We start from the raw sequence: 5636 nt of genomic DNA, 5'->3' as shown, positions 1-5636 counted from the left end.
CCGGCACCCACCTCCACCGCACCCCGCGTCACCACCACCAGACAACCCACACCCGACGACCCCAAAAACGACTGCACCACAGACAACACACCAGCCGAGACCCGCCGAACCCCCTCCGCATCCAGCACACCCGACTCCACCTCCACAACCTCCACCCCACCCACGGCATCCACCTCAGTAGCCACCGGCAGAGGCGACCACTCCACCCGGAACAACGCCCCACCACCACCGCCCCCCGACACCCTCAACCCATCCCCGGCAACCGCCCGCACCACAAGCGACTCCACCGAAGCGATCAAGGCACCTTCGCCACCGGCATCGAAGATCTCCAGGCGCGACGCGTCGTCGGTACCGCTCTCAGTCGGTGTCACCCGGATCCGGACGGTCGTGGCACCGGTGGCATACAAGGTCACTCCACGCCACTCTGCCGACAGACCGGAGCTCCCGGTCGCACGGGCCGCGGCTTCCAGAAGCACCGGGTGCAGGCCGAATTTCCCTGCCTCAGTGGCGAGTTCATCGTCCAGGCCAAGCTCGATGCACTCCTCCTGCGTGGCCGCGTCACCGCTCGGAGCCGGAGCCGCACCAGAGGGCGTCAGCGTGCCGGCGGCGTGGCGGGTCCAGGACTCGTCGCCATGTTCGACGCGGGTGTACACGCCCACCGTGCGGTGTCCGTCGTCGTCGACGCCGCCCACAGAGACCTGCACACGAAGGGCTCCGGTGACCGGCAGCACGATCGGTGTCTCGATCGCCAGCTCCCGCACCGTACCGGCGCCGACCTCATCTCCCGCGCGGATGGCCAGTTCGACCAGGGCGGCTCCCGGCACCATGCCGGTACCCGGCACGGAGTCATCGACCAGCCATGGCTGAGCCTTGCGCGACAACCGGCCGGTGCACAGCACACCACCGGTCTCCGGCACCGCCATCACCGCGCCGAGCAGCGGGTGTCCCAGCGACACGTCAGTCTTCGGAGCGGTGGCGGCCAGCCAGAACCGCTGGTGTTGGAAGGCGTAGGTGGGCAGGTCCACCCGGTGGGCGCCGGTCCCGGCGAACACCTTCTCCCAGTCGACCTCGACACCCCGGGCGTGCAGCCGGCCCAGCGCCTGCATCAGGGCCCGGTCCTCGGGCACGTCCCGGCGCAGGGACGGCACGCAGTCCTGCGCGATCATCCCCGACAGCACACCCTCCGGCCCCAGCTCCAAGAACGTGGCCACCTTCTGCTCACGCAGGCTCTGAATGCCGTCGTGGAAGCGGACCGTGCCCCGCACGTGTTCCACCCAGTACTCCGGCGAACACAACCGGCCCGCCTCCGCCACCTCACCGGTCAGGTTCGACACCACCGGCACACGCGGCTCGTGATACGCCAGGGCGGCCGCGACCCGGCGAAACTCCTCCAGCATCGGATCCATCAACGACGAATGGAACGCGTGCGAGACCCGCAACCGCTTCACCCGACGCCCCTCGAACCGGGCCACCACCCCCGTAACCGCCTCCTCCACACCGGAGAGCACGACAGAGGTGGGGCCGTTGACCGCCGCGACACTCACCCCCTCCACCAACAGGGGGACGACCTCCTCCTCCGCGGCCTCGACCGCGAACATCACCCCACCCGACGGCAACGCCTGCATCAACCGACCCCGCGCCACCACCAAAGCCGCCGCATCCTCCAACGACCACACCCCCGCCACATACGCAGCCACCACCTCACCCACCGAATGACCCGCCACGAAGTCAGGACGCACACCCCAGGACTCCACCAGCCGGAACAACGCCACCTCAACGGCGAAGAGCGCCGGCTGCGCACACCCCGTCCGATCCAGCTCGTCCCCACCCTCGAAAACCAGGTCCTTCAACGAACGACCCAGCCCCTCATCGACAACCGCACACACCTCGTCGAAAGCAGCCGCGAACACCGGGAACGCCGCATACAACTCACGCCCCATCCCGACCCGCTGCGCACCCTGACCCGTGAACAACACACCCACACCACCCGCAACCACCGCCTGCGGATCCACCGACACCAGACGCTCCCGCGCCTCCCCCACCGAACCCGCCACCACCACCACACGATGATCAAAACGAGCACGCGACAACGCCAACGAGAACGCCACATCCGCCAGACTCAGCCCGGACCGCTCCTCCAGGAAACCGGCCAGCCGCACCGCCTGCGCACGCACCGCCTCCGCCGACCTGCCCGACAGGACGAGGGGCACGAGCCCACGTGACACGGTCGGTTCGGGATCGTCCGTCTCAACACCCTCCAGGATCACGTGCGCATTCGTCCCACTGATCCCGAACGCCGACACACCGGCACGCCGAGGACGATCCGCTACCGCCGGCCACTCCCGCGCCTCCGTCAACAATTCCACCGCACCCGCCGACCAGTCCACCTTCGGCGACGGCTCGTCCACATGCAGCGTCTTCGGCAGCACACCGTGCCGCATCGCCTGCACCATCTTGATCACACCCGCCACACCAGCGGTGGCTCCCGTGTGACCGAGGTTCGACTTCAGGGCTCCGAGCAGCAGCGGGCGGTCGTCGCCGGGGCGCTCTTGGCCGTACGTCGCGATCAACGCCTGCGCCTCGATCGGATCACCCAGCGCCGTACCCGTACCGTGCGCCTCCACCGCATCGACGTCAGCCGCAGACAGACCCGCGTTCGCCAACGCCTGACGGATCACCCGCTGCTGAGAGGGACCGTTCGGAGCGGTCAGGCCGTTCGACGCACCGTCCTGATTGACCGCGCTGCCCCGCACCAGAGCCAGCACCTCATGACCGTTGCGCCGCGCGTCCGACAGACGCTCCAGCAGAACCACACCCACGCCCTCGGCCCAGCCGGTGCCGTCCGCACCCCCGGCGAACGCCTTGCAGCGTCCGTCAGGTGCAAGGCCCCGCTGCCGTGAGAACTCCACGAAGACACCGGGGCTGGACATGACGGCCACGCCGCCGGCCAGGGCGAGCGAGCACTCACCACTGCGCAGCGCCTGCATCGCCGAGTGCATCGCCACCAACGACGACGAACACGCCGTGTCGATGGTGAGCGCGGGTCCCTCCAGGCCGAGGACGTACGACACACGGCCGGAGGCGACACTGCCCGCGCTGCCGGTCAGGGCGTAGCCCTCGGTTCCCTCGGCGCCGCCGCCGAGGCGCGGGGTGTAGTCCTGGGCCCCCATGCCGGTGAAGACACCGACGTCCTTGCCCCGCAGTGAGGTGGGGTCGATGCCCGCCCGCTCGAAGACCTCCCAGGAGGTCTCCAGCAGCAGCCGCTGCTGCGGGTCCATCGCCAGCGCCTCACGGGGATTGATGCCGAAGAAGGCGGCGTCGAAGTCGGCGACGCCGTGCAGGAAACCGCCCTTGCGGACGTAGGTCGTACCGGGGGCGTCGGCGTCGTCGGAGAACAGGCCGTCCAGGTCCCAGCCGCGGTCGGCCGGGAAGTCGACGAGGGCGTCACGCCCCTCGGCGAGCAGGGTCCACAGGTCCTCGGGCGAGGTCACGCCGCCGGGGAGGCGGCAGCCCATGGAGACGATCGCGATCGGGTCGTCGGCCGCGGGCGGCGGTGACGACGACGGTGCGGCGGAGGGCAGGGCCTCGGCGGCGCGGTCGCCGACGAGTTGAGCGCGGAGGTGGTCGGCCAGCGTCCTGGGATTGGGGTGGTCGAAGACGAGGGTGGCGGGCAGGCGCAGTCGTGTGGCGGCGTTGAGACGGTTGCGCAGTTCGACCGCGGTGACGGAGTCGAATCCGATCTCCTTGAACGCCCGGTCCTCCTCGACGCCTTCGGTGTCCGCGTGGCCGAGGACTGCTCCGGCCTCGGTCCGCACCAGGCCCACCAGCAGGTGCTGCTGTTCCGCCGGTGAGAGCCGCAGGAGTTCGGAGCGCAGGGCGGAGGCGTCGGTGCCGGGGTGGTCCTCGGTGGTGCCGGCGAGGAGTTCGGTGACCTCGGGCAGGCCGCGCAGCAGGGGCCGAGGACGGCTGAGGGTGAAGGCGGGGGCGAAGCGGGTCCAGTCGATGTCGGCGACGACCACATGGGTCTCGTCGCGTTCGACGGCCTGGAGCAGGGCGGTGACGCCGAGGTGGGGGTCCATCAGGGAGAGGCCGAGCTTGGCGAACTCTCCCGCCATCGACGCGTCGACCATGCCGCCGCCGTCCCACGCGCCCCAGGCGATGGAGGTGGCGGTCAGTCCGCGGGCACGACGGTGGTGGGCCAGCGCGTCGAGGTACGCGTTGGCTCCGGCGTACGAGGTGAGACCGTTGCTGCCCCAGGCGGTGGCGCCGGAGGAGAAGAGGACGAAGGCGTCGAGTTCGCGGTCGCCGAGCAGGTCGTCCAGGTGACGGGCACCGTCGATCTTGGCGCGGCCCATCTCGGCGAACTGCTCGAGCGTGAGTCCGGACAGGGGTGATTCGGTCTGGGGCGCGCCGGCGAGGTGCAGGACGGCGGTCAGCGGCAGTTCGTCGGGGACGGCGTCGAGGAGGGCGGCGACCGCGTCGCGGTCGGCGATGTCGCAGGCGGTGAGGGTGACCCGGGTGCCGTGGGATGCGAGTTCGGCGCGGAGTTCATCGGCGCCGGGGGCGTCGGGGCCGCGGCGGCTGGTCAGGACCAGGTGTTCGGCGCCCTGCTCGGCCAGCCGGCGTGCGACGTGGGCTCCGGTGCCGCCCGTGCCGCCGGTGATGAGGACGGTGCCGCGTGGGGTCCAGGGCGTGGGGGCCGGGGCGCCGTCCAGCGGGGCTCGGCGCATACGGCGGGCGTGCAGGCCGTCGGCGCGTACGGCGAGCTGGTCCTCGTCGCCGGCTCCGGAGAGCGCGGTGCACAGCAGGTCGAGGGTGTGCGGGTCGAGGGTGTGCGGGTCGGGCCGGTCGGTGCCGGAGGGCAGGTCGACGAGGCCGCCCCAGGTGCGCGGGTGGTCCAGGGCCAGGACGGTGCCGATGCCCCACATGACGTGCTGGGCGACGTCGGTCAGCTCGGCGGGGTCGGCGACGGCGACGCCGCCGGACGTGACCGCCCACAGGGGTGCCTCGACACCGGCGTCGCCGAGCGCCTGGACGAGGGCCACGGTGCCGATCGTGCCGCGCGACCAGGCGGGGTGGACGGGGTGCGGTCGGCTGTCGAGTGCGAGGAGCGACACGATCCCCGAGAAGGGCTGGTCGGGCAGGGCGGCGGCCAGCGCCTCCCGGCTCGCGTTCTCGGTGTCGACCTCGATGCGCACGGTCTGCACGCCACGCTCGGCGAGACCGGTGGCGACGGCTTCGGCGAGCGGACCGCCGTCGGTGCCGGGGCCGGTGGCTACGAGCCAGGTGCCGGAGAGGGGGTCGGGGAGTGCGCCCGTGGTGTCGATGCGGTCCCAGCCGAGGCGGTAGCGCCATCCGTCGACGACGGACCGCTCCTGCCGGCGGCGGCGCCAGGAGGAGAGCGCGGGCAGGACCTCGTCGAGTACGGAGGCCTTCAGCTGGAGGTCGTCGGCGAGGGCGTCGGTGTCGCCGGCCTCGATCGCGGCCCAGAAGGCGGCGTCGGCGGGGTCGGCGTCGACGGCGGCCCCGTCGTTCGCGTCGAGCCAGTAGTGCTGGTGTTGGAAGGGATACGTCGGCAGTTCCGTCCGCCGTGCCCCCCGCGCATCGAACGCGGCCCCCCAATCAACCTCCACACC

General features: G+C 71.4%; 1 protein-coding gene. It reads right to left on the bottom strand.

Going from position 1 to position 5636, the window contains the following annotated elements:
• A partial coding sequence (locus ACZ5FU_RS34905; RefSeq protein ID WP_469047937.1) for an SDR family NAD(P)-dependent oxidoreductase occupies positions 1 to 5636 on the bottom strand: 5636 nt, incomplete at both ends.

The sequence above is a fragment of the Streptomyces sp. NPDC031554 genome (assembly GCF_055580685.1).
The sequence above is the reverse complement of the archived record's forward strand: the minus strand, read 5'-3'. Positions and strand labels throughout refer to the sequence as shown.